This window comes from Serratia sp. K-E0102 (assembly GCF_029962625.1).
Taxonomy (GTDB): Bacteria; Pseudomonadota; Gammaproteobacteria; order Enterobacterales; family Enterobacteriaceae; genus Serratia; species Serratia sarumanii.
The window spans coordinates 4,206,996-4,231,434 of sequence record NZ_CP124754.1 but is presented as its reverse complement, the minus strand read 5'-3'; the positions used below and the strand labels follow the sequence as shown (position 1 = coordinate 4,231,434).

Here is a 24,439-nt window from a genome sequence, read left to right as displayed (position 1 = left end):
GCGGATCGAAACCCACCCTGCGTCTTGCGAGGCCCCGGCTAACCGCGGGTGTTCAGCACCATGCGGTAGAGCGAGGTGGTGGCGGTGATATAGAGCTCATCGCCGTTCGGGCCGCCGAAGGTACAATTGGAGACGCGTTCCGGCACGCTGATTTTGTCGATCTGTCGCCCCTGTGGATCAAAGACCAGCACGCCGTCGGCGCAGCTGCAAAACAGATTGCCGGCCCGATCGACGCAGAAGCCGTCCGGGAAACCGGGCTCCACCGTCGCGAAACGGCGGCCGGCTTCCAGCTCGCGGCCGTTGACCGCATAGACGCGCAGCTCGCGGCGGCCCTGCGTCGGAAAATCCACGATCGACATGTCCGCAACGTACAGCCATTTTTCATCCGGTGAAAACGCCAGGCCGTTCGGGCGCTGCAGGTCGCAGGCGGCGATGGTCAGCGAACCGTCGCGCGGATCGAAGCTGTAGAGATAACAGCCGACCACCTGGCTTTCCGATTTGTAACCCTCTTCGTCGCCGATGATGCCGTAGGGCGGATCGGTGAACCATAGGGTGCCGTCGGAGCGCACCGCCACGTCGTTCGGCGAATTAAAGCGCTTGCCGTCGACGCGGTCGATCAACAGGCGTACCTCGCCATCGCTTTCGGTGCGGCTAATGCCGCGCCGCCCGTGTTCGCAGCTGACCACGCGCCCCTCGCCGTCGCGCGCATTGCCGTTGGCGTAGTGAGACGGCGAGCGGTATAGGCTTAGCTCACCCCGGCGCGACCAGCGGAACATGCGATTGCCTTTCACGTCGCTGAACACCACCGCATCCTCCTGCGGCAGCCACACCGGCCCCTCGGCCCAGATCGCCGGCGAACACAGGCGCTCGAGCCGGGCGTGCGTGCGCAATGAATCGCCGTTCACTTCACGCCCCAGATTGCTTTGTAATGGCCCTGATAATCGTTTTGCGGGTCATACAGGTTATTGGCGCCGCCGTCGGCGGTGATATTGTCGCGGGTGACCAGATGCGCCGGGGTGACGTAGCCGGAAGGCGGCTGCTTGGCGAAGGCGCGGTTGAATTCGTCCAGCAGTTGCCAACCGTGCAGCTTCAAGGGTTCCGGCACCGTCGCCGACTGGCTGTCGCCTGAGCGGATACGCTGATAAGCGGAGATTGAACCGTCGCCGGCCGATACGTTGTAAGGTGCGTTCTTGCCGCCTTTGCCGGCGGTCTTCAGCGCCGGCGCCATAAAGTCGAAGTACAGATCGTTGATCGCCAGCGCATATTGGAATTTGTCGCCGTACTTCTGCAGCAGGCTGAAGGTCATCGCCGGCATGCGGTTGGCGGTATCGGCCAGCGGCGTGTCGATGAATTCCAGCAGCGTACAGCCGCTGCATTTGGCGATCTCTTCTTTCATGACGTTGGCCTTGTCCAGCGCGATTTGGTACAGCGAGTCGGTGAAGATCAGCACGCTCGCCTTGCCGCCGGACTGCACCACCGCGTATTGCGCGGCGATGCGCGCCACTTCGTTGGAGTCCGACGTGACGTTATAGAACACGTTATATTTGGCGATGGGGCCCGGTTCCGGCACCGCATGCCAGGCGGTCAGCACGATACCCTGCTGCACGGCCTTTTTCAGCGGGATCTTGGCGACGTTAGGGTTCCAGCCGCCGATCACGATGCCGTCCGGTTTCTGGGCGATGGCCTGATTGAGCGATGCCAGCTGATCTTTCACCGAGCCGCCGCCGTCGAGCGTTTCCAGCTTCCAGCCGGCGGCTTTCGCCGCTTCGCTCAACCCCTGTTGCACCCCTTGCACGCCGCCGTTCTTCATGTCGGAGGCGATAAAAATGATCTTCTTGTTGGCCTGCAGCTGCGGGCCGCTGGTGGGGCCGTCCCACTGGGTGGCGCTGGCGGTGGCCTTCGCGACGGCGGCGGTGGCCTGATCGAGATAGGCGTCGGCCCAGGCCGGCGATGCGGCGAGCAATAATGTGGTGAACCCCGGTAACAGCCAAATGCGTTTCATGGTGTGCTCCTGGTTTAAGGGTGGGTCGCTGTCTGATTGTTGTTGTCAGCCGGCGTCGCCTGGCTGCGTTGTACCGCTTTCTGATTGAGCAGCCGGCGGCGTTGGGCATAGCCGGCCAGGGTGATCGACAGCAACAGCGTCGCACCGTTGAACAGCGGCTCGACCCAGAATTCACCGCCGAACTGCTGAATGCCGGCGATGCCGATAGCCAGAATGGCGATGCCGACCACGGTGCCCCAGACATTGACGCGCCCAGGGCGAATGGTGGTGCTGCCGAGGAAGGCGCCGACCAGCGCCGGCAGCAGATAGTCCATGCCGACGCTGGCCTGGCCGACGCCCTGTTCGGCGGCGATCAACACGCCGCTGAAACCGGTGAGCACGCTGGAGGCGATGAAAGCGCCGATCGTGAAGCGGTTGACCGAGATGCCGTTCAGGCGCGCCGCCGCCGGGTTGCCGCCCACCGCATACATGCAGCGGCCGAGCGGGGTATGTTCGGTGATGAGCCACAGCACCACCGCGACGATCAGCACGTAAAACGCCACGATCGGAATGCCGGCGATCTCGGTGTGGTGCAGCGCGATAAAGGCATCCGGCAAGTCGCCGACGATCTGCCGCCCGCCGGAGTGCCACAGGGCAATGGCGTACAGCACGGTGCCGGAGCCAAGGGTGGCGACGAAGCTGTCGATATCGGCCAGCGCCACCAGAATGCCGTTCAGCAACCCATACAGCGCCGAGATCGCCAGCACCGTCAGCACCGCCATCTGCCAGGAGAAGCCGTATTCCACCTGCAGCGTGATCGCCAGAATGTGCCACAGCACAATGCCGAAACCGACGTTAAGATCGATCTTGCCCACGATCATCGGGATGGTCGCCGCCAGCGCCAACAGGGCGATTTTGGCCTTGCTCGACAGGATCGCCTGCAGCGTCAACATCGATGCGAAGGAGGGGGTGAGCAGTGAGAACAGCACGACCAGCGCGATGCACAGCAGCAGCAGGCCATAGCGGGTAAGAACCTGCATCAGCCACGGGCCGGCGCCGTCCTGCGCCAGACTGACGCGCTGCTCCAGCGCGGTTGATTTAACGGATGTTTTAGACATGGCCTACCTCGGATTCTGACGTGATTGCGACGCTTTCCCCGGTGCTGGCAGAGGCCAGCTCCAATAAATTGGCGAATGACACCTGCTGATTTTTCAGCTCGCCGACCACTTTCCCGCGGTTGAACACCAGCGCGCGGTTGCAAATATGGGCGATCTCCTCGAAATCGTTGGAGATCACCAGCACCGCCACGCCTTCCGCCAGGGATTTATTCAGCAGGTGGTAGATTTCCGCTCGCGCGCCGACGTCCACGCCGGCGGTGGGATCTTCCAGGATCAGCAGCGGCGCCCCCAGGTGCATCCAACGCGCCATCACCACCTTTTGCTGGTTGCCGCCGGACAGTGCGCTGATATCGATATTGACGTCCTTGGGGCGCACGTCGAACAGCTGCACTTTCCACCAACTGGCGCCGATCTCCGCTCGCCGCCCGTAGCGGGAGAGCAGCCGGTGGCCGCTGGCGCAGGGGTTGATAAACAGGTTTTCACGCACACTCATCGACATCACCAGGCTTTCGCCGGTGCGATCGCCCGCCACCAGCGAAACGCCGCACGCCATCGCCTGCTGCGGGGAGCTCGCCTGATAGGGCCGATCGCGAAACCGAATCGCGCCGCCGTCGGCCTGACGCAACCCGAACAGCAGCCGGCCAATCTCTTCTTGCCCGGCCCCGCGCAGGCCGGCCAGCGCCAGCATCTCGCCCGGCTGCAAATCGAAGCTCACCGGGCCGATGTCGCCTACCGTGACGCTATCGAGCTGCAGCACCGGCGGACGATGTACCGGCAGCGGTTCGCGCTGATCGTCCGCCATCGCTTCGCCGACGATGGTTTGCACTAGATCGCGCAGCGAGTAGTCGGCGGTGCGGCCGCCGGCGACATAGCGCCCGTCGCGCATTACGCAGACCCGATCGGCGATTTCGATCACTTCGTCCAGGCGGTGGGTGACGTAAATCATGCCGACCTTTTTGGCGCGCAGCCGGTTGATCACGGCGAACAGATGGCGCACGTCGTTGGCGGGCAGGGAGGCGGTCGGTGCATCCAGCACCAGCAGCTCGGCGTTGACCGCCACCGCGCGGGCGATCGCCAGCAGCGATTTTTCGGTGCGCGACAGTTCGAAGACGCGCGCATCGGGATCGAGCGCGATACCGACGTCGTGCAGCGCCTGCGCCGCCCGGCGGCGAATGGCGCGCCAGTCGATCAACCCAAAGCGGCGGGGAAACCCCATCACCAGCGCCATGTTCTCCGCCACCGTCATCCATTCAATCAGGCCGAGATCCTGATGAATAAAGGCGATCGGCTGGCGGCTGGCGCTTTTTATCGCGGCGGCGGAGGTGATGCTTGCGCCCTGAAAACGAATATCGCCGCCGTCGCGCGGGTAGACGCCCGCCAGCACTTTGATCAGCGTCGATTTGCCGGCGCCGTTTTCGCCCAGCAGCGCCAGAACCTCGCCCGGCATCACCTGCAGGCTGACGTCGTTGACCGCCACGTTGCCGCCAAATCGCTTGACGATGTGGCTGAGGGTAAGGATGGGTTGTACCGCATTATCGATAGTCATGTGATGCGCCCCTGGTGTTGCGCCCGAGCGAAGATGCCGGGCAAATCAGCTAAACCGCTGGTGAGTATCTGGCCTTTAAATTTCAATATACGAAATTCAATTTCAAAAATAATATGACGTTCGTTGCGCTAAATCAAAGGCGATAAGGTTTTAATTGTTTTTATTAAACAATGAGTTATTTTTTACTTTGCGGAAGTGTGACCGATGGCTCACTTCAATGCGGGGGAAATATTGCGGATTTTTGGCCTGCTGCGGACAATGAAACGGCGTTCCGTCTTCACCTGATGCAGGCCTTGGGGTAACATGCCCGGCAAAGAGCCTGCTGACTTCGCCGCAGCGCCGGTTGGCGGTTCGACACTGGAGAGATTTTCGCTATGAGCCTGAAAGCCGTCGACGAGAAAGATGACAAGAAAGACAAACCGCTGGGCAGCCAAAGCCTGTTCCGCGGTTTGCAGTTGATTGAGATCCTGAGCAATTTCCCCAATGGATGCCCACTGGCGCATCTGTCCGAACTGGCCGGCATGAACAAGAGCACGGTGCACCGCTTGCTGCAGGGGTTACACACCAGCGGCTATGTGACCCAGGCGCCGTCGCCGGGCAGCTACCGCCTGACCACCAAGTTCATTTCCATCGGCCAGAAGGCGCTGTCGTCACTCAATATCATTCACGTGGCCGCGCCGCATTTGGAACAGCTGAACCTGGAAGTGGGTGAGACGGTCAACTTCTCCAGCCGCGAAGACGACCACGTCATTCTGATCTACAAGCTGGAGCCGACCACCGGCATGATGCGCACCCGCGCCTATATCGGCCAGCATATGCCGCTGTACTGTTCGGCGATGGGTAAAATCTTCATGGCCTACGGCAACGACGATTACCCGGCCCACTACTGGCAGAGCCATCAGCAGGAGATTCAGACGCTGACGCGCAATACCATCACCGAGCTGCCGAAAATGTATGAGGAACTGGCCGATATTCGCCAGCGCGGTATGGCGATGGATCGCGAAGAAAACGAGCTGGGGGTCTCCTGCGTGGCGGCGCCGGTATTCGATATTCAACAGCGCGTGCCCTATGCGGTGTCTGTTTCTCTGCCGACCGCCAAGCTGCAGCAAATCGGCGTCAAAAGCCTGATTAAACCGGTGCTGGCCACTGCGCAACGCATCTCGCAGGAGCTGGGGTTCGTCACACCGATTTAAGTATTAGCATCTCTGATACTGGATTAGAAACATCAATTTCACCTAATGATCGCTTCCTCGTATGATGCGCGTGTTGACCGATACGCGCCCTCGTCCGGCGCCTTTTATCATTCGAGGAATCTCCCATGTTAGCCGTCTTCCTGCAGGGTTTTGCCCTGAGCGCCGCCATGATCCTGCCGCTGGGCCCGCAGAACGTATTCGTGATGAATCAGGGCATTCGCCGCCAGTATCATTTGATGATCGCCTCGCTGTGCGCGTTGAGCGATATCGTGCTGATCTGCGCCGGTATTTTCGGCGGCAGCGCGTTGCTGACCCGCTCGCCGCTGCTGCTGGCGCTGGTCACCTGGGGCGGGGTGGCGTTTCTGCTGTGGTACGGCTGGGGCGCGTTCCGTTCCGCCTTCAGCCCGCAACCGGCGCAGGCCGCGGCGCAGGAGCTGGCGCAGAGCCGCTGGCGCCTCGTGGTCACCATGCTGGCGGTTACCTGGCTGAACCCGCACGTTTATCTGGATACCTTTGTGGTGCTCGGCAGCCTGGGCGGGCAGCTGACGGCGGACGTACGCTCCTGGTTCGCGCTCGGCGCGGTCAGCGCGTCGGCGGTGTGGTTCTTCGGGCTGGCGCTGCTGGCCTCCTGGCTGGCGCCGTGGCTGAACACCCAGCGGGCGCAGCGCATCATCAACGCGCTGGTCGGGCTGGTGATGTGGGGCATCGCGCTGCAGCTGGCCTGGCAGGGGGCAAATTTATAAGAATTTGCCACTAATCCGAATTCAAAACGCCGCGCGATATGCTACGTTTGATGCCAGGAATCCGGCGGTTCTCACAGGGAAAAGCCGGCGATCAGAGACAGCCTGTCATTAAGGAGACACTGTGAAGCTAAAAGCATTGGCTATGGCCGCAATGGTCGGATTAGGGACGTTACCGATGGCGCTGCAGGCGGCTGAAGTGCCTGAAGGGCCGCACGTCGTCACCTCCGGCACCGCCAGCGTGGACGCCACGCCGGATATCGCCACCCTGGCGATCGAAGTGAGCGTTTCCTCCAAAGACGCCGCCCAGGCGAAGAAGCAGGTGGACGAGCGCGTAGCACAGTACTTTGATTTCCTGCAGAAAAATAACATCGAGAAGAAAGACATCAGCGCCGCCAACCTGCGCACCCAGCCGGAGTACGACTACCTGAAAACCGGCGAGTCGGTGCTGAAGGGCTACCGGGCGGTGCGTCAGGTGCAGGTAACCCTGCGTCAGTTGGACAAGCTGAACGAGCTGCTGGACGGCGCGCTGAAATCCGGCCTGAACGAGATCCGCGCGGTGGAGCTGGGCGTCGCCAAGCCGGACGTGTATCGCGAGCAGGCGCGGCAAAAAGCGATCGAGAACGCGACTCAGCAGGCCGAATCCCTGGCCAAAGGTTTCCACGCCAAGCTGGGGCCGGTGTACAGCATTCGCTACCGGGTCGCCAACTACCAACCGATGCCGGTGGCGCGGATGTATAAGGCGGCGGGTGCGGCGGCGGAAAGCGACGCGGCGCAAACCTATGAGCAGCAAAGCATTCACTTCGACGATCAGGTGGATGTGGTGTTCGAGCTGCAGCGCAACGCCGCGCAGTAAGGTGTTCGTGTTGAAGAAAAGGTTCGCTGCGGCGAACCTTTTTTCGTTTTAATCCTGGCGCAGCACCTGGTGGCCGTGTTCCAGCAGCGCGTCGGTCACTTTGCGCATCATGCGGCTTTCCGGCGCGAAGCGGTGCCAGTACAGCATGCGGCGCTGATACAGCCCCGGCGTCAGATCGATCAGCTCACCGGAAGCCAGCTCCTTTTCGATCTGCAGATGCGGGATCATACAGCAGGTGGTGCCCTGACGCGCCAGCTGCACGAAGGCTTCCGACGAGTTCACGATATGGCAGGGCACGCTGCCCGGCGACAGATCGAAGTTCTGCTGCAGGAATGCCTGATGCATGTCGTCGAGATGGTCGAAGGCCACCGCCGGCGCTTTCAGCAGCGCGGAGCGGGTGACGCCGCTCGGGAAATAGCGCTCGGCGAAGGTGCTGGAGGCCACGAACAGGTAATCCAGCGCCCCCAGCCGATCCACCAGGCAGCTCGGCAGCGGCTGCGGCTGAATACTTACCGCGCCCACCACCTCACCGCGGCGCAGCCGCTCCTGGGTGCGGGTTTCATCTTCCACCTGCAGATTCAGGCGAATGGGGGAATCCGCCAGCACCGGCTTCAGCGCCGGCAGCAGCCAGGTTGCCAGACTGTCGGCGTTGACCGCCAGCGACAGCAGCAGCGGCGTATCGACGCCGGTGTCGTTGCCCAGCCACTCTTCTTCCAGCAATTCCACCTGATGCAGCAACGCCAGCAGCTTTTGCCCTTGTTCGGTCGGGCGCGGCGGCACGGTACGGACCAGCAGCGGTTGGCCGAACAGGTTTTCCAGCTGTTTGATGCGTTGGGATACCGCCGATTGCGTGATGCAGAGTTTTTGAGCGGCGCGCTCGAAGCCGCGCTCACGGATCACCGCGTCCAGCGCTTGCAGCGTACGATAGTCTGGGCGTTTCATCGGAAAGATATCCCTTAAATTAGAATGATACCGGCACTATGCCACATTTTGCGCGCGGCGCAGGTGGAAAAATCACGCCCCCGTCTCGCCGCTAAGCGGCTAAAAATGCGGGCTGCGGCAAATAAGTGTGATCCTGCCGGCGTGAAAAACAGCGTTTTACCCTATAATACGCACACGTTTTCGTACAGAGGCAAGGGACATATTATGACGCAGGATGAACTGAAAAAAGCGGTGGGCTGGGCAGCGCTGGAATACGTGACGCCGGGCACCATCGTCGGGGTCGGCACCGGTTCTACCGCCGCCCACTTTATTGACGCGCTGGGCTCCATCAAGCACCAGATCGAAGGCGCGGTATCGAGCTCCGACGCCTCCACCGCCAAGCTGAAAAGCCTCGGCATTCACGTGTTCGACAGCAATGAAGTGGACTCGCTCGATATCTACGTGGACGGCGCGGACGAAATCAACGGCCATATGCAGATGATCAAGGGCGGCGGCGCGGCGTTGACGCGCGAGAAGGTCATCGCCGCCATCGCCAAGAAATTCATCTGCATCGTCGACGCCAGCAAGCAAGTGGACGTGCTGGGCAAGTTCCCGCTGCCGGTGGAAGTGATCCCGATGGCTCGCTCTTACGTGGCGCGTGAGCTGGTGAAACTCGGCGGCCTGCCGGAGTATCGCCAAAACGTGGTGACCGACAACGGCAACGTGATCCTCGATGTGCATAACCTGAGCATCACCGACGCCATCGCGCTGGAGAACAAGATCAACGGCATCGCCGGTGTGGTGACCGTGGGGCTGTTCGCCAACCGCGGCGCGGACGTGGCGCTGGTCGGCACCCCGGAAGGCGTGAAAGTGGTCAAATAAACCTCCGCCGTTTGTGGCCCGGTAGTGCCGGGCCGCATAATTCTTCGGTTAAAATATCTTTTCTGAAAAACGGCAAATTTGGTGACTTATGTCACATTGTGAAAACTGACTCCCCAAAGCTTCTGCCGAAAACTTTCCCTATGGCATTTTCTGCCGTAAACCGCCATCAACGCTGCGCCTTGTCCTGCCGGGCAGGCAATCGTTTGTATTGCCGCCCGCGTTATTTTTGTTATGTTGGATGGGAGCTGTGTCGTCACAGCCGCTTCTGAAGTCTGAACATAGGGTCGGGTAAATGGCAAAAGTATCATTGGAGAAAGACAGGATTAAATTCCTGTTGGTGGAAGGGGTTCATCAGAGCACGGTCGATAATTTACGTGCCGCCGGTTATACCAACATCGAATACCATAAGGGTGCGTTAGACACCGAATCGCTGAAGGCATCCATCCGCGATGCGCACTTCGTCGGCATCCGATCGCGTACGCATCTGACCGAAGAGGTGTTCGCCGCCGCAGAAAAACTGGTGGCGGTGGGCTGCTTCTGCATCGGCACCAACCAGGTTGATCTGAAAGCGGCGACCAAGCGCGGTATTCCGGTCTTCAACGCCCCGTTCTCCAATACCCGATCCGTGGCCGAAATGGTGCTGGGCGAGCTGCTGTTGATGCTGCGCGGCATTCCGGCCGCCAACGCCAAGGCGCACCGCGGCGTGTGGCACAAACTGGCCGTGGGCTCCTACGAGGCGCGCGGCAAAAAGCTGGGCATCATCGGCTACGGCCACATCGGCACCCAGCTGGGCATTCTGGCCGAAGGGCTGGGCATGAAGGTGTTCTTCTACGACATCGAGAACAAGCTGCCGTTAGGTAACGCGCAGCAGGTGCGCCATCTGTCCGATCTGCTCAATATGAGCGACGTGGTGACGCTGCACGTGCCGGAAACGCTGGCCACCAAGAACATGATGGGGGCGGAAGAGCTGGCGCTGATGAAACCGGGCGCCATTCTGATCAACGCCTCGCGCGGCACCGTGGTGGATATTCCCGCGCTGTGCGACGCGCTGGCCAGCAATCACCTGGCGGGCGCGGCGATCGACGTCTTCCCGGAAGAGCCGGCGACCAACAGCGATCCGTTCAACTCGCCGCTGTGTGAGTTCGACAACGTGCTGCTGACGCCGCACATCGGCGGTTCCACGCAGGAAGCGCAGGAGAATATCGGCGACGAAGTGGCCGGCAAGCTGGCGAAATACTCCGACAACGGATCGACTCTGTCTGCCGTCAACTTCCCGGAAGTGTCGCTGCCGGCGCATGGCCCGAACGCCAGCCGCCTGCTGCACATCCACGAAAACCGCCCGGGCGTGCTGACGCAGATTAACCAGATCTTCGCCGAAGAGGGGGTTAACATCGCCGCACAGTATCTGCAAACCGGGCCGGAAATCGGCTACGTGGTGATCGACATCGAAGCGGAAACCGCACGCGCCGACGCCGCGCTGCAGCGCATGAAGGCCATCGACGGCACCATTCGCGCCCGTCTGCTGTTCTGATTCGGCGGCTCGCCGCAACGAAAAAGGCCGGAGCGATCCGGCCTTTTGCTATTTGGGCTCGTGCCACGCCCAGCTGCAGAGCGGGGTGAGGATTTCCGGCAGCGGGATATCCCAGTGCTCGGTCGGCAGGTGCTCCACCTGCTGGCAATCATGGGCCAGGCCGATAGGATAGGGGCCGCCGCTGCGCCAGTTTTGCAGGGTGCGATCGTAAAAGCCGCCGCCCATGCCCAGACGCTGCCCGGTATGATCGAACGCCACCAGCGGCGTCAGCACGACGTCCAGCTCGCCCAGCGGCAGCACCTGGCGCACATCGAGGCGCGGTTCGAGAATATTGAAGCGATTGCGCACCAGCGGCGTTTCCGGCGCATAGCGCAGGAACAGCAGGTGGCCAGGGCTGAACGGGTGCAGCACCGGCAGGTAAACCCGTTTGCCGAGCGTCCACAGTTGCTCGATCAGCGGCCCGGTGTCGAGTTCACCGTCAAACGACAGGAATACCGCGATGCTGTGCGCCGCCTTAATGTGCGTATGCGCGACGAGGCGCTCGGCTATCTTGTCTGCGGCAAAGCGTTGCTGGCCCGGCGTAAGCTCGCGCCGACGTTGGCGTATGAGTTGACGAATGGCTTGGCGCTGCTGCGTGAATTGGGGTTGAAAAGGCATCGTATCAGGCTTGCTCAGTGTGGCGTTCAGCACACATAAACCGCTGAGAAGGGGAATCTCCGAGATGCCGTCGCAGGCTGTAACCCTTGAACCCATGGTTCAAGGTGAACGTGCCGTCGCAATCTTAAGGCTTCTCGGCGCACCGAGCGTGCTCACCGATCGCGGAGCAACACATTCTGTTTGTACTAAATATCGGCTCAGGGGACTGGCCCGCTGGCGAACATCTCAGAGAAATTTTGTACTCGTTGCCGAAACTGTGATTTCAACAACTTAAGTTATTCGAATTGTGCATCCTGACGTTCAGAGATGCGACCTTGTTCAAGCAACGCTTGTTCAATGGTCTGCTGCAGCATCCTTATGCGTTGTTCCATATTGGACGCATAGTCACGGGTTTTCAACCGTTCTTGAGCAAGTTCGTGACAGACGTTCAATGCCGCGATGAAAACCAGTTGCTCAGTATTGGAGACTCTAGTGCGAACTTTAAGATCTTGCAACCGTTGGTTAAGATCGTCCGCCGCCATATTCAACGCATCTTGTTGTTCTGGCGGGCAATTGACTCTTAACGAGCGGCCAAAAATTTGAATATCTACCGGTTGTGCAGACATGCCACCTTCCTGCCTAAATTTCGCGCCAGCCTTGTCCGCCCTGGCCGGGCCGTCAAAGCGGGCGCCACTATATATACCTCGGTACCAAGATACAACCCCTTTTTCAGTACCTGGTTGTAATCTACTGTGGCGCACATTGCCAGTCAAAAAAGGGTTTCAAAATGCGTATTTACCGCACTTTCGCCACCCGACGGCGCAGTGTGAAACCTGCCACATCGCGATTATAACTAGCCACTGAGGTGTCGCGCTTATCTGGTATAGCGACGGACCTTGGTGGTAGCATAACACGAACTTATCCTGCCAACGATGACGAATGCGCATGTCTATACAGAATACATTTCCAAGTTACCAATCTTTGACCGTGGCCCTCAACCAGCAGTCGGTGGCGCTGACCGCGGCAGAAATGCACGGCCTGATCAGCGGCCTGCTGTGCGGCGGCAGCCGTGATGCCGGCTGGCAGGCGCTGGTGCACGATCTGACCAACGAAGGCGTCGCCTTCCCGCAGGCGCTCAGCCAACCGCTGCAACAGCTGTATGAAGTGACGCGCGAAACGCTGGAAGACGACGAATTCCTGTTCCAACTGATGTTGCCGGAAGGGGAAGCCGTCAGCGTGTTCGATCGCGCCGACGCGTTGGCCGGTTGGGTCAACCACTTCCTGCTCGGGCTGGGCATGATGCAGCCCAAACTGGCCCAGGTGAAAGACGAAGTCGGTGAAGCGATCGACGATCTGCGCAACATCGCGCAGCTGGGCTACGACGAAGACGAAGATCAGGAAGAATTGGAGCAGTCGCTGGAAGAAGTGGCGGAGTATGTGCGGGTTGCCGCCATCATGTGCTACGGCGAATTCACCCGTCACAAGCCAACGGCGCCGGAAAACATCAAACCGACGTTGCACTAAACGTCCTATCGGCCCTCCGCCGGCGATGCGGATGGCATGATTTCAGGAGAAGGTAATGACTCAGCAGGAATTCAACAACCGCCGTCAGGCGCTGTTGGCGAAAATGGCGCCGGCCAGCGCGGCGGTTATTTTCTCTGCGCCGGAAACGACGCGCAGTGCAGATTCAGACTATCCCTATCGGCAGAACAGCGACTTTTGGTACCTGACCGGCTTCAATGAGCCGGAAGCGGTGCTGGTGCTGATCAAAAGCGACGAAACGCACAACCACAGCGTGCTGTTCAACCGGGTGCGCGATCTGACGGCGGAAATCTGGTTTGGCCGCCGCCTGGGGCAAGACGCCGCGCCGGCGAAGCTGGGCGTGGATCGCGCGCTGCCGTTCGATGAAATCAATGACCAGCTGCACCTGCTGCTCAACGGCCTGGACGTGGTCTACCACGCGCAGGGCGAATACGCCTATGCCGATCAGATCCTGTTCGGCGCGTTGGACAAGCTGCGCAAGGGGTTCCGCCAGAATCTGCAGGCGCCGGCCACCGTGACCGACTGGCGGCCGTGGCTGCATGACATGCGCCTGTTCAAATCGCCGGAAGAGCTGGCGGTGATGCGTCGCGCCGGTGAGATCAGCGCGCTGGCGCACACCCGCGCGATGGAAAAATGCCGCCCGGGCATGTTCGAATACCAGCTGGAAGCGGAAATTCACCATGAATTCACCCGCCTCGGCGCCCGCTACCCGTCTTACAACACCATCGTCGGCAGCGGCGAAAACGGCTGTATCCTGCACTACACCGAGAACGAGAGCCAGATGCGCGACGGCGATCTGGTGCTGATCGACGCCGGTTGTGAGTACCAGGGGTATGCCGGCGACATCACCCGCACCTTCCCGGTCAACGGCAAGTTCAGCAAGCCGCAGCGCGCGGTGTACGACATCGTGCTGGCGTCGCTGCAGCGCGCTTTGGAACTGTTTAAACCCGGCACCAGCATCCGCGAAGTCAACGACGAAGTGGTGCGCATCATGGTGGTCGGGCTGGTGGAGCTGGGCGTATTGAAAGGTGAAGTCGATCAGCTTATCGCCGAGCAGGCGCACCGGCAGTTCTTCATGCACGGGCTGAGCCACTGGCTGGGCCTCGACGTGCACGACGTCGGCCACTACGGCACGCCGAGCCGCGATCGGCTGCTGGAGCCGGGCATGGTGCTGACCGTGGAACCGGGGCTGTACATTGCGCCGGATGCGGACGTGCCGGCGGAATACCGCGGCATCGGCATCCGCATCGAGGACGACATCGTGATCACCGCCGACGGCAATGAAAACCTGACCGCCACCGTGGTGAAAGACGCCGATGCCATCGAAGCATTGATGGCGGCGGCAAGGTCATAAAATGAGCGTAATTATCGTTGGTGGCGGTATGGCGGGTGCGACGCTGGCGCTGGCTATCTCGTCGCTTACTCAGGGAAGAATGGCGGTGGATCTGGTCGAGGCGACTCGGCCGGACGGCCGCAGCCATCCGGGCTTTGACGCCCGCGCCATCGCACTGGCGCAGGGCACTTGCCAACAGCTGGCGCGCATCGGCGTTTGGCCGGCGCTGCGCGACTGCGCTACGCCGATCGCTCAGGTGCACGTCAGCGATCGCGGCCACGCCGGTTTCGTGAATCTGCAGGCGCAGGATTATCAGGTCGATGCGCTCGGTCAGGTGATCGAACTGCATGACGCCGGGCAGCGGCTGTTCGCGCTGCTGGCGAAGGCGCCAGGTGTTACGCTGCACTGCCCCGCGCGGGTGGTGGACGTGATTCGCACCGCAGAGCGGGCGGAAGTACAACTGGATACCGGTCTGCGCCTGTGCGGGCAACTGCTGGTGGCGGCCGACGGTTCGCGTTCGGCGCTGGCGCAGGCCTGCAACGTGCAGTGGCGGCAGGAGGACTATCCGCAGTTCGCCACCATCGCCAACGTCACCACGGCGGAGGATCCGCAGGGGCGCGCCTTCGAGCGTTTTACCCGCTACGGGCCGCTGGCGCTGCTGCCGATGTCGCAGGGGCGCAGTTCTTTGGTGTGGTGCCATGCGCGCGAAGATCGCGCCCGGGTGGATGCTTGGGACGACGAGCGATTTATCGCCGAGCTGCAACAGGCCTTCGGCTGGCGGCTGGGGCGCATCCTCAAGGCCGGTAAACGGCACAGCTATCCGCTCAGCCTGCTGACCGCCGATCGGCATGTCAGCCATCGTCTGGCGCTGGTGGGCAACGCGGCGCAGACGCTGCATCCGATCGCCGGGCAGGGGTTCAACCTCGGTCTGCGCGACGTGATGTCGCTGGCGGAAACGCTGGCAGAAGCGATGGACAGCGGCGAAGACGCCGGTGGTTATGCGCTGCTGAGCCGCTATCAGCAGCGGCGGCAAAACGATCAGCAGGCGACGATCGGCGTGACCGACGGATTGATCCGCCTGTTCGCCAACCGGTATGCCCCGCTGGTGGTCGGCCGCAACCTGGGGCTGATGGCGATGGAGCGTTTGCCGGCGGTGCGCGACGCCTTCGCCAAGCGCACGCTCGGCTGGGTGGAACGTTAGACACAGAATCGGGCGCCCTGTGGCGCGCCCAAAACGCGGCGCGGCAAGGCGTCGCGCGTTATTTAAGGAAATCGAGCAGCATGCAATCATTTGACGTGATTATCGCCGGTGGCGGTATGGTGGGGCTGGCGTTGGCCTGCGGCCTGCAGGGCAGCGGGCTGCGCGTGGCGGTGCTGGAGCAGCGCCAGCCGGACATGGCGCCGCCGTCGGAGCAGCCTGCGCTGCGGGTCTCCGCCATCAATGCCGCCAGCGAGCGTTTGCTGCAGCATATCGGCGTGTGGGATGACATTCTCCAGCTGCGCGCCAGCGCTTATAACGCGATGGAAGTGTGGGATCGCGACAGCTTTGGCAAAATCGCCTTCCGCGGCGACGAGTGCGGCTTCAGCCATCTTGGCCACATCATCGAAAACTCGGTGATCCAGCAGGCGCTGTGGAAACGCGCCGAAAGCCTGTCGGACATCACGCTGATTACCCCGGCCGCGCTCAAGCAGGTGGCGTGGGGCGAGAACGACGCTTTCGTCACGCTGGAGGATGGCCGCATGCTGACCGCCCGCCTAATGATCGGCGCCGACGGCGCCCAGTCGTGGCTGCGCCAGCACGCCGACATTCCGCTTACCTTCTGGGATTACCGCCACCATGCGCTGGTCGCCACCATTCGCACCGAAGAGCCGCATCAGGCGACGGCGCGGCAAATTTTCCACGGCGACGGCATTCTGGCGTTCCTGCCGTTCAGCGATCCGCATTTGAGCTCCATCGTCTGGTCGGTGACGCCGGAAGAGGCCGAGCGGCTCAAGCAGCTGGAACCGGCGCAGTTCAACCGCGAACTGGCGATGGCCTTCGACATGCGCCTGGGGGCTTGCAGCCTGGAAAGCGAACGGCTGGCGTTCCCGCTGACCGGCCGCTATGCGCGCAGTTTCGCCGCGCACCGCCTGGCGCTGGTGGGCGATGCGGCGCATACCGTGCATCCGTTGGCCGGGCAGGGCGTGAATCTGGGCTTTATGGACGCCGCCGAGCTGATTTCCGAACTGCGCCGCCTGCAGCGGCAGGGCAAGGATATCGGCCAGCACCTCTATCTGCGCCGCTATGAGCGCCGCCGCAAACATGGCGCGGCGGTAATGCTGGCCAGCATGCAGGGGTTCCGCGAACTGTTCGACGGTAATCACCCGGCCAAAAAGCTGCTGCGCGACGTGGGCCTGCGGCTGGCGGACAGCCTGCCGGGCGTCAAGCCGAAGCTGGTGCGTCAGGCGATGGGCCTGAACGATCTGCCCGAGTGGCTTGCCTGACATCCTGCCTTCTGCGAGCCCTCCGCGGGCTCGCGCTTCTTGCCTTATGCCATCGTCTTTCCTTATATAACCCTTCATTTGAAATAATCTAATTTCAGCCGCTTTTTATCATTACTTTTTCTAATTCCATGTTCGGTTATCAAAAGTCGGAATCTCATGTGCGGCCGTCGGTTTGTTATATAACTTCGGAGTTTTGCCGCTTTAATTGTTAATTTTGTGCCTTAAAGCGCATTTTTCCAGTGAAAAACTCTGCACACTAGCCCGGCATTTTACCGCCCCGGAACGGCGATGAGCCTATTTTAACTTATGGTTAATGTGGTCGTTCGGTGATAAGTTCGAGGGAAAGGTATCGTTTGCGTCACGGCGGTTGCACGCAGTTTTCGCCCGTCCCGGCGCAGCATTTGTGTTGAGCAGTCAGTGCGCCATGGCGATCGGGCCGCGAGCCAGGCTCCGCCGCATTGCGTGGCAGCACCCTAACTTCTAGCGACGAGTGGAAAGAGGGAAAAGATGGCAAAGCAAACCCCACTGTACGACCAGCACGTGGCGTGCGGTGCGCGCATGGTAGACTTTCACGGCTGGATGATGCCGCTGCACTACGGCTCGCAGCTTGATGAGCACCACGCGGTGCGTCAGGATGCCGGCATGTTCGACGTGTCCCACATGACCATTGTGGATCTGCACGGCGCCCGCACCCGCGAGTTCCTGCGCTACCTGCTGGCGAACGACGTCGCCAAACTGACCCAACCCGGCAAAGCGCTGTACACCGGCATGCTGAATGCCTCCGGCGGTGTGATTGACGACCTGATCGTTTATTTCCTCACTGAAGACTATTTCCGCCTGGTGGTGAACTCCGCCACCCGCGACAAAGACCTGGCCTGGATTGAAGAGCACGCTGCGCCGTATGGCGTTGCGCTGACGGTACGCGACGATCTGGCGTTGATCGCGGTGCAGGGCCCGCAGGCCAAAGAGCGAGCCGGCACGCTGTTCACCCCGGAACAAAAAAGTGCGGTCGAAGGCATGAAGCCGTTCTTCGGCGTGCAGGCCGGCGAGCTGTTCATCGCCACCACCGGTTACACCGGCGAGGCCGGCTATGAGATCGCGCTGCCGAAAGAGCAGGCGGCGGATTTCTGGCAAAAATTGCTGGCCGCGGGCGTCAAGCCGGCCGGTCTGGGCGCGCGCGACACGCTGCGTCTGGAAGCGGGCATGAACCTCTACGGGCAAGAGATGGACGAAGGCGTTTCGCCGCTGGCCGCCAACATGGGCTGGACCATCGCTTGGCAGCCGGAAGATCGCCGTTTCATCGGCCGTGAAGCGCTGGAACAACAGCGCGATCAGGGCACCGAGCAACTGGTCGGCTTGATCATGACGGAAAAAGGCGTATTACGTAATGAGCTGCCGGTGCGTTTCACCGACGCGGCGGGGCAAACCCACGAAGGCGTGATCACCAGCGGTTCGTTCTCTCCGACGCTGGGCTTCAGCATCGCGCTGGCGCGCGTGCCGGCGGGCATCGGCGAGCAGGCCATCGTGCAGATCCGCAACCGTGAAATGCCGGTCAAAGTGACCAAGCCCGGTTTCGTTCGCGCCGGCAAGCCGCTGACAAATTGATTTTTTATTGATTGATTCTTTTATTTCTTCGAAGGAGTAACCGGCGATGAGCAATGTGCCAACAGAATTGAAATACGCATCCTCCCACGAGTGGGTTCGTTCAGAAGGTAACGGCGTTTACACCGTAGGCATCACCGAACACGCGCAGGAACTGCTGGGCGATATGGTGTTTGTCGATCTGCCGGAAGTGGGCCGCCGCGTCGCCGCCGGTGAAGATTGCGCCGTGGCGGAGTCCGTCAAGGCGGCGTCGGACATTTACGCGCCGATCAGCGGCGAAATCGTGGCGGTGAACGGCGAGCTGGAAAGCTCCCCGGAGCTGGTGAACAGCGAGCCTTACGGTGACGGCTTCCTGTTCCAGATTAAAGCCGCCGACGAAGGCGAGCTGGCGAACCTGCTGGACGCCGCGGCTTATCAGGCCTCGATCGACGAGTAATCGTGACCACGCCCCAGGCCTTTCGGCCGGGGCGTTTTAGTTACCGCTCAAGCTATATCCCGTATCACGCAAGCATTCAGGAATTTGTAGCAATGACCCAGACACTCAGCCAACTCGAACACAGCGAAGCGTTCATTGAACGCCACATCGGCTCTTCTGCGGAACAACGCCAGGAGTTGCTGGCAGCGGTGGGCGCTCGCTCGCTCAGCGCGCTGATCCAACAGATCGTGCCGGCGGACATTCAGCTGCCGGGGCCGCCGCCGGTCGGCGACGCGGCGACCGAACACCAGGCGCTGGCTGAGCTGAAGGCGATCGCCTCGCAAAATCAGCGCTACAAATCCTATATCGGCATGGGCTACAGCGCCGTGCTGACGCCGCCGGTGATCCTGCGCAACATGCTGGAAAATCCGGGTTGGTACACCGCTTACACCCCTTATCAGCCGGAAGTGTCGCAGGGCCGCCTGGAAGCGCTGCTGAACTTCCAGACCGTGACCCTCGATCTGACCGGCCTGGATCTGGCTTCCGCTTCGCTGCTGGATGAAGCCACCGCCGCCGCCGAAGCGATGGCCTTGGCCAAACGCGCCAGCAAGCTGAAAGACGCCAACCGCTTCTTCGTAGCTGACGACGTGCATCCGCAGACGCTGGACGTGGTGCGCACCCGCGCCGAAACCTTCGGCTTCGACGTCATCGTCGATAAAGCGGAAAAAGTGCTGGAGCTGGACGGCGTGTTCGGCGTTCTGCTGCAACAGGTGGGCACCACCGGCGAGCTGCACGACTACAGCGCGCTGCTGGCCGAACTGAAATCGCGCAAAATCATCACCAGCGTGGCCGCCGACATCATGGCTCTGGTGCTGCTGACCGCGCCGGGCAAGCAGGGCGCCGACGTGGTGTTCGGCTCCGCGCAGCGCTTCGGCGTGCCGATGGGCTACGGCGGCCCGCACGCCGCCTTCTTCGCCTGCCGCGACGAGTTCAAGCGCTCGATGCCGGGCCGCATCATCGGCGTTTCCCGCGATGCCGCCGGCAACACCGCGCTGCGCATGGCGATGCAGACCCGCGAGCAGCATATCCGCCGCGAAAAGGCCAACTCGAATATCTGTACCTCGCAGGTGCTGTTGGCCAACATCGCCAGCCTGTATGCGGTATATCACGGCCCGCAAGGGCTGCAGCGCATCGCCGGGCGTATCCATCGCCTGACCGACATTCTGGCTGCCGGGCTGCAGAAGGCCGGCCTGACGCTGCGCCACAACACCTGGTTCGACACCCTGACCGTTGAGGTGAAAGACAAAGCGGCGGTGCTGGAACGCGCGCTGAGCTTCGGCATCAACCTGCGTACCGATATCCACGGCGCCGTAGGCATCACGCTGGACGAAGCCACCTCGCGCGAAGACGTGCAGACGCTGTTCGCACTGCTGGCCGGCGACAACCACGGCCTGGACATCGACGCGCTGGACGCGGCGGTGAGCAAGAGCAGTCAATCGATCCCGGCCGCCATGCTGCGTCAGGATCCGATCCTGACCCACCCGGTATTCAACCGCTATCACAGCGAAACCGAGATGATGCGCTATATGCATCGCCTGGAGCGCAAAGATCTGGCGCTGAACCAGGCGATGATCCCGCTGGGCTCTTGCACCATGAAATTGAACGCCGCGGCGGAAATGATCCCGATCACCTGGCCTGAATTCTCCGAGCTGCACCCGTTCTGCCCGCCGGAGCAGGCTGCCGGCTACCAGCAGATGATCGGCCAACTGTCTCAGTGGCTGGTGCAGCTGACCGGCTATGACGCGGTGTGCATGCAGCCGAACTCCGGCGCGCAGGGCGAATACGCCGGCCTGCTGGCGATCCGCCGCTACCACGAAAGCCGCAACGAAGCGGGCCGCCACGTCTGCCTGATCCCGAGCTCCGCGCACGGCACCAACCCGGCCTCCGCCCAAATGGCGGGCATGAGCGTGGTGGTGGTCGCCTGCGACAAGAACGGCAACATCGATCTGCACGATCTGCGCGTTAAGGCGGAGCAGGCGGGCGAAGAACTCTCTTGCATCATGGTGACCTACCCGTCGACCCACGGCGTGTATGAAGAAACCATCCGCGAAGTGTGCCAGATCGTGCATCAGTTCGGCGGCCAGGTGTATCTGGACGGCGCCAATATGAACGCCCAGGTGGGCATCACCACGCCAGGCTACATCGGCGCGGACGTTTCGCACCTCAACCTGCATAAAACCTTCTGCATCCCGCACGGCGGCGGCGGCCCGGGCATGGGCCCGATCGGCGTGAAAGCGCACCTGGCGCCGTTCGTGCCTGGCCACAGCGTCGTGCAGATCGACGGCGTAACCACCCAGCAGGGCGCGGTTTCCGCAGCGCCGTTCGGCAGCGCCTCCATCCTGCCTATCAGCTGGATGTACATCCGCATGATGGGCGCGGAAGGCCTGAAGCAGGCCAGCCAGATGGCGATCCTGAATGCCAACTACATCGCTACCCGCCTGAAAGACGCCTATCCGATTCTGTATACCGGCCGCGATCACCGCGTGGCGCACGAATGTATCCTCGATATTCGTCCGCTGAAGGAAGAGACCGGTATCAGCGAAATGGACATCGCCAAGCGCCTGATCGACTTCGGCTTCCACGCGCCGACCATGTCGTTCCCGGTGGCGGGCACGCTGATGGTCGAGCCGACCGAGTCGGAAAGCAAGGTGGAGTTGGATCGCTTTATCGATGCGATGCTGGCGATCCGCAGCGAGATCGATCGCGTCGCCAAAGGTGAATGGCCGCTGGAAGATAACCCGCTGGTGAATGCGCCGCACGTGCAGGCTGAGCTGGTTAACGACTGGCAGCACCCGTACAGCCGCGAGCTGGCGGTGTTCCCGGTGGCCGGCGTGCGCGAGAACAAGTACTGGCCGAGCGTTAAGCGTCTGGATGACGTGTACGGCGACCGTAACCTGTTCTGCTCTTGCGTGCCGATGAGCGACTACGAATAACACGTTCGGCAAAGTTTGTGTTCGGGGGACACCGCATCATGCGGTGTCCCTTTTTATTTTATTGCGGCCTATTCTTTCCCGTACGTTCCCACGATTTGAGGAGTCACCATGCAAGCGGCAATCGTAACAGCGTTGGGGCAAGCCCCGGTTTTCGGCACCTTTGAGGAGCCTCAGGCGCAGGCGAATGAAGTGCCGATCGACGTTCTGGCGGCCGGTATCAAACAGCTGGATCGCGCCACCGTCGCCGGCACCCATTACTCCAGCCCCAAGCAGTTGCCGATCGTACCCGGCACCGACGGCGTGGGCCGGACGGCCGACGGGCTACGGGTGTATTTCGCCTCCTTCCGCCGCCCTTACGGCGCGATGGCTGAGCGCAGCGTCGCGTCATGGACGGTGTCGGTGCCGGAGGCGGTGGACGACGCCACGGCGGCGGCGCTGATCAATCCGGCCTTCGCCGCCTGGCTGCCGCTGCGCTGGCGGGCGGATCTGCAGCCCGGTGAAACGGTGCTGATCATCGGCGCTACCGGCACCTCGGGCAAACTGGCGGTCGCCGCGGCGCGTCAGGCGGGAGCCGGGCGCATCGTTGCCGCCGGCCGTCGGCTGAGCGTGCTGGAAGCGTTGGGCGTGGATGCCACGGTGGATCTGAGCCTGCAGGGCGAGGCGCTGACGCAGGCCTTCGCGGCGGCGGCGGGGTCGGGCGGTTATCAGGTGATCGTCGATTATATCTGGGGTCCGGCGACCGAAGCGCTGCTCGCGACGCTCAATAATCACGATCTCTCGTCTTACGCCGGCGGGCGCGGCATTCGCCTGGTCAACGTCGGCTCGATGGCCGCGCCGGACATCCGGCTGCCGGCGGCGGTGCTGCGCAGCAATCAGCTGCAGATCCTCGGCAGCGGCACCGGCAACTTCCCGCCGATCCCGGAGATGCAGCGCTACGCGACCGAAATTCTGGCGCTGGCGGCGACGGGCGCGCTCACTATCGAGACGCAGGAGCACGCGCTGGCGGAGATCGCCGAGGTATGGGATCTGAACAAGAAAAGCGACGTGCGTTCGGTGATACGCATCGCCCGCTAAGTTCCTGCCGCTAGCGGCAAGGGCAGACCAGGTGAATATCCTCCGGCTCGCGGGCGAACAGCTCGGCATCCGGGCGCTCGATGAGCCGGCACCCTTGCGCCAGATAGAAGTCTACGGTGCTTTTGTTGGGGATGGAGGAGACGTACAGCCCGGCGGCGCCTTCTTGCGCCGCCTGACGCAGGCAGAGCTGGAACAGCTGCTTGCCTAACCCCTGGCCGCGTTGGTGCGCGCTGACGTAAAAGAACAGCAGCTGGCGCAGATCCCGCTGTGGGCCGCGCGGCTCGGTATCCAGCGCCGCCGCCGCCACGATCTCTTCGCCTTCGAACCGCGCGAAGAACGCGCCGCCGCGATCGAAGCAAGCTTCGTGGATCGGCGTATAGGTTTCCCGGTCGTGCGGATCCCAACCGCGCACGTCGTAGTAGTCCGGGTAGGCTTGCAGTTTACCGTCCTGCAGGCGATACAGGGTGTCGATAATTTCGCTGCGGTCAATATCCCATAGTCGGTCGAGTTGCTGCCGTTGCAGCAGGACAGGGGCGCTCATGATCGTTGTTCACTCTCAGTCTGTGGCCGGTAACTTTCCGGCAAATCGATAATAAAACCGATGCCGCGATCGTCGAGGCCTTCGGTGACGCGCAGCTGCGCGCCGATTTTGTCGGCCAGCGGCTCCCAGTCTGCTGTCGGTTTGCCGCATCGCACGGTTCAACTCTGGAGGCAGGCCGTTGTTTCGGCGTTCGCTTTTCAGGGCACCGCCGACATCTATACTCTGAGGGGCAATAAGATTACCTGTACACAGGACGTTATTTTGACATTGTCGATCAGGAAAAAAAACAGTATGGCGAAAGTGGCATTGGTGACCGGCGCGAGCCGGGGAATTGGCCGTGCGGCCGCGTTGTTGCTGGCCCGGCAGGGTTATGCAGTGGGCGTGAATTACCTGCGCGACGAAAGCGCGGCGCGGCAGGTGGTGGCAGAGATTGAGGCGCAGGGCGGCAAGGCGCTGGCGCTGCAGGCCGATGTGGTCGACGAAGCGCAGGTGATGGCGATGTTCGCCGCGCTGGACGCGGGGCTGGGCACGCTCAGTGCGTTGGTCAACAATGCCGGCATTCTGTTCCGGCAGGCGAACATTGAGCAGTTGACCGCCGAGCGCATCAATCAGGTGCTGAGCACTAACGTTACCGATTACTTCCTGTGTTGCCGCGAGGCGGTGAAGCGCATGGCGCTGCGCCATGGCGGGCAGGGCGGCGCGATCGTCAACGTTTCCTCCGCGGCGTCCCGGTTGGGGGCTGCCGGGGAATACGTCGATTACGCCGCCTCGAAAGGCGCCGTCGATACCCTGACCATCGGGTTATCGCGCGAGGTGGCGGCGCAGGGCATCCGCGTCAACGGCGTGCGGCCCGGATTCATCTATACCGAGATGCACGCCAGCGGCGGCGAGCCCGGCCGGGTGGATCGCGTGAAGGACAGTTTGCCGATGCAACGCGGCGGCCAACCGCAGGAAGTGGCGGAGGCGATCGCCTGGCTGCTGTCTGACGCCGCGTCTTACGTGACCGGCACTTTTATCGAGGCCGCAGGCGGGCGTTGAATGCATGAGGGGT

General features: G+C 61.9%; 23 protein-coding genes and 1 other RNA gene. 14 read left to right on the top strand and 10 right to left on the bottom strand.

Going from position 1 to position 24,439, the window contains the following annotated elements:
* Positions 1-38 precede the first annotated feature (38 nt).
* From SSARUM2_RS20135 to SSARUM2_RS20120, 4 genes are read right to left on the bottom strand one after another with little or no spacing between them, the layout of a single operon-like run.
* Entirely contained in the window at positions 39-905 is an 867-nt protein-coding gene (locus tag SSARUM2_RS20135) for an SMP-30/gluconolactonase/LRE family protein (RefSeq protein WP_039567255.1), read from the bottom strand.
* Positions 902-2,002, bottom strand: coding sequence for a substrate-binding domain-containing protein (locus SSARUM2_RS20130; RefSeq protein ID WP_060452490.1), 1,101 nt, complete (start codon positions 2,000-2,002; stop codon positions 902-904). The genes SSARUM2_RS20135 and SSARUM2_RS20130 overlap by 4 nt, the downstream gene beginning before the upstream one ends.
* Before the next feature lie 14 nt (positions 2,003-2,016).
* Positions 2,017-3,099 (bottom strand): ABC transporter permease, encoded by a 1,083-nt coding sequence (locus SSARUM2_RS20125; RefSeq protein WP_016930014.1) that lies wholly within the window; start codon positions 3,097-3,099, stop codon positions 2,017-2,019.
* Positions 3,092-4,645, bottom strand: a complete 1,554-nt coding sequence (locus tag SSARUM2_RS20120; protein WP_282488508.1) for a sugar ABC transporter ATP-binding protein — start codon at positions 4,643-4,645, stop codon at positions 3,092-3,094. Before SSARUM2_RS20120 ends, SSARUM2_RS20125 begins: the two co-directional genes overlap by 8 nt.
* 374 nt (positions 4,646-5,019) lie before the next feature.
* Between SSARUM2_RS20120 and SSARUM2_RS20115 the strand changes: the two genes are divergently transcribed.
* The 3 genes from SSARUM2_RS20115 (at position 5,020) to SSARUM2_RS20105 (ending at position 7,434) form a co-directional block, all read left to right on the top strand.
* Positions 5,020-5,838 (top strand): IclR family transcriptional regulator, encoded by an 819-nt coding sequence (locus tag SSARUM2_RS20115; protein WP_033649427.1) that lies wholly within the window; start codon positions 5,020-5,022, stop codon positions 5,836-5,838.
* Positions 5,839-5,963: 125 nt separating this feature from the next.
* Positions 5,964-6,581 (top strand): arginine exporter ArgO, encoded by a 618-nt coding sequence (gene argO / locus SSARUM2_RS20110; protein WP_025304159.1) that lies wholly within the window; start codon positions 5,964-5,966, stop codon positions 6,579-6,581.
* A 121-nt stretch (positions 6,582-6,702) separates the two neighbouring features.
* On the top strand, positions 6,703-7,434 hold the full coding sequence (locus SSARUM2_RS20105) for an oxidative stress defense protein (RefSeq protein ID WP_025160209.1): 732 nt from the start codon (positions 6,703-6,705) through the stop codon (positions 7,432-7,434).
* A 48-nt stretch (positions 7,435-7,482) separates the two neighbouring features.
* Here SSARUM2_RS20105 and SSARUM2_RS20100 read toward each other — a convergent pair whose 3' ends face one another.
* The gene (locus SSARUM2_RS20100; RefSeq protein WP_060438415.1) at positions 7,483-8,376 is read right to left on the bottom strand and encodes a LysR family transcriptional regulator ArgP; all 894 of its coding nucleotides are present in this window, start codon (positions 8,374-8,376) and stop codon (positions 7,483-7,485) included.
* Between the two features lie 204 nt (positions 8,377-8,580).
* Between SSARUM2_RS20100 and rpiA the strand changes: the two genes are divergently transcribed.
* Both rpiA and serA read left to right on the top strand, forming a co-directional pair.
* The gene (rpiA, locus tag SSARUM2_RS20095; RefSeq protein WP_041036586.1) at positions 8,581-9,237 is read left to right on the top strand and encodes a ribose-5-phosphate isomerase RpiA; all 657 of its coding nucleotides are present in this window, start codon (positions 8,581-8,583) and stop codon (positions 9,235-9,237) included.
* A 292-nt stretch (positions 9,238-9,529) separates the two neighbouring features.
* The gene (gene serA, locus SSARUM2_RS20090) at positions 9,530-10,768 is read left to right on the top strand and encodes a phosphoglycerate dehydrogenase (protein WP_025304156.1); all 1,239 of its coding nucleotides are present in this window, start codon (positions 9,530-9,532) and stop codon (positions 10,766-10,768) included.
* A 48-nt stretch (positions 10,769-10,816) separates the two neighbouring features.
* Here serA and SSARUM2_RS20085 read toward each other — a convergent pair whose 3' ends face one another.
* From SSARUM2_RS20085 to zapA, 3 genes are all read right to left on the bottom strand, one after another.
* Positions 10,817-11,425: a 5-formyltetrahydrofolate cyclo-ligase gene (locus tag SSARUM2_RS20085; RefSeq protein WP_060452487.1), complete on the bottom strand. Its 609-nt coding sequence runs from the start codon at positions 11,423-11,425 to the stop codon at positions 10,817-10,819.
* A gap of 52 nt (positions 11,426-11,477) precedes the next feature.
* A non-coding RNA gene (gene ssrS, locus SSARUM2_RS20080) (6S RNA) lies at positions 11,478-11,660 on the bottom strand.
* 40 nt (positions 11,661-11,700) lie between these two features.
* The gene (zapA, locus tag SSARUM2_RS20075; RefSeq protein ID WP_004931621.1) at positions 11,701-12,030 is read right to left on the bottom strand and encodes a cell division protein ZapA; all 330 of its coding nucleotides are present in this window, start codon (positions 12,028-12,030) and stop codon (positions 11,701-11,703) included.
* A 319-nt stretch (positions 12,031-12,349) separates the two neighbouring features.
* On the opposite strand from zapA, the gene SSARUM2_RS20070 reads away from it, so the two are divergent.
* The 8 genes from SSARUM2_RS20070 to SSARUM2_RS20035 all read left to right on the top strand — a co-directional run bounded on the left by SSARUM2_RS20070 (position 12,350) and on the right by SSARUM2_RS20035 (position 22,847).
* Positions 12,350-12,928: a YecA family protein gene (locus SSARUM2_RS20070; RefSeq protein ID WP_033635861.1), complete on the top strand. Its 579-nt coding sequence runs from the start codon at positions 12,350-12,352 to the stop codon at positions 12,926-12,928.
* Between the two features lie 55 nt (positions 12,929-12,983).
* Positions 12,984-14,300: a Xaa-Pro aminopeptidase gene (gene pepP, locus SSARUM2_RS20065; protein WP_041036580.1), complete on the top strand. Its 1,317-nt coding sequence runs from the start codon at positions 12,984-12,986 to the stop codon at positions 14,298-14,300.
* Between the two features lies 1 nt (position 14,301).
* Complete coding sequence (ubiH, locus tag SSARUM2_RS20060; protein ID WP_049194814.1) at positions 14,302-15,480, top strand: 2-octaprenyl-6-methoxyphenyl hydroxylase; 1,179 nt, start codon at positions 14,302-14,304, stop codon at positions 15,478-15,480.
* An 80-nt stretch (positions 15,481-15,560) separates the two neighbouring features.
* Positions 15,561-16,763 (top strand): FAD-dependent 2-octaprenylphenol hydroxylase, encoded by a 1,203-nt coding sequence (gene ubiI / locus SSARUM2_RS20055; RefSeq protein ID WP_039567268.1) that lies wholly within the window; start codon positions 15,561-15,563, stop codon positions 16,761-16,763.
* Positions 16,764-17,270: 507 nt separating this feature from the next.
* On the top strand, positions 17,271-18,368 hold the full coding sequence (gene gcvT, locus SSARUM2_RS20050) for a glycine cleavage system aminomethyltransferase GcvT (RefSeq protein WP_019455634.1): 1,098 nt from the start codon (positions 17,271-17,273) through the stop codon (positions 18,366-18,368).
* A 46-nt stretch (positions 18,369-18,414) separates the two neighbouring features.
* Positions 18,415-18,801 (top strand): glycine cleavage system protein GcvH, encoded by a 387-nt coding sequence (gene gcvH, locus SSARUM2_RS20045; protein WP_033649434.1) that lies wholly within the window; start codon positions 18,415-18,417, stop codon positions 18,799-18,801.
* A 92-nt stretch (positions 18,802-18,893) separates the two neighbouring features.
* Entirely contained in the window at positions 18,894-21,773 is a 2,880-nt protein-coding gene (gene gcvP / locus SSARUM2_RS20040) for an aminomethyl-transferring glycine dehydrogenase (RefSeq protein WP_033635855.1), read from the top strand.
* Positions 21,774-21,881: 108 nt separating this feature from the next.
* Positions 21,882-22,847 carry a zinc-binding alcohol dehydrogenase family protein gene (locus SSARUM2_RS20035; protein WP_060452486.1) on the top strand — a complete coding sequence of 322 codons (966 nt, stop codon included), beginning with the start codon at positions 21,882-21,884 and terminating at the stop codon, positions 22,845-22,847.
* Between the two features lie 10 nt (positions 22,848-22,857).
* Here the strand turns inward: SSARUM2_RS20035 and SSARUM2_RS20030 are convergent, their stop codons facing one another.
* A complete protein-coding gene (locus tag SSARUM2_RS20030) occupies positions 22,858-23,388 on the bottom strand; it encodes a GNAT family N-acetyltransferase (protein ID WP_033649436.1) in 531 nt (176 codons plus the stop codon).
* Positions 23,385-23,543: a hypothetical protein gene (locus SSARUM2_RS20025; protein ID WP_154231761.1), complete on the bottom strand. Its 159-nt coding sequence runs from the start codon at positions 23,541-23,543 to the stop codon at positions 23,385-23,387. Before SSARUM2_RS20025 ends, SSARUM2_RS20030 begins: the two co-directional genes overlap by 4 nt.
* 136 nt (positions 23,544-23,679) lie before the next feature.
* Here SSARUM2_RS20025 and SSARUM2_RS20020 point away from each other — a divergent pair, with 136 nt between their 5' ends.
* On the top strand, positions 23,680-24,426 hold the full coding sequence (locus tag SSARUM2_RS20020) for an SDR family oxidoreductase (protein ID WP_060452484.1): 747 nt from the start codon (positions 23,680-23,682) through the stop codon (positions 24,424-24,426).
* The last annotated feature ends 13 nt before the right edge of the window (positions 24,427-24,439 follow it).